1 protein-coding gene is annotated in these 271 nt (G+C 69.0%); it reads left to right on the top strand.

Annotation, left to right across the window (positions count from 1 at the left end; all coding sequences use genetic code 11):
* Window positions 1-271 (top strand): AMP-binding protein (locus IE94_RS36920; RefSeq protein ID WP_037925086.1); only part of this gene is annotated, 271 nt, incomplete at both ends.

Genomic DNA, 271 nt, shown 5'->3' with positions numbered 1-271 from the left:
CGGGGGGCGGCTGGTGGTGGTGCCGTTCACGGTCAGCCGCAGTCCGGCCGACTTCCTGAACCTCCTGGTCGAGGAGCGGGTGACGCATCTGTCGCAGACACCGTCGGCGTTCTACCAGCTCATGCAGGCCGATGCCGAAAACCCGGCCCTGGGTGACACTCTGGTGCTGCGGGAGGTGGTGTTCGGCGGCGAGGCCCTGGACCTGGGCCGGCTGACCGCCTGGTACGCCCGGCACGGTGAACGCACCCGCCTGGTCAACATGTACGGCATC

It is taken from the genome of Streptomyces violaceorubidus, assembly GCF_000717995.1.
Lineage (GTDB): Bacteria > Actinomycetota > Actinomycetes > Streptomycetales > Streptomycetaceae > Streptomyces > Streptomyces violaceorubidus.
Note: the sequence above shows the minus strand (reverse complement) of the source record. Positions and strands in the feature narration are given on the sequence as shown.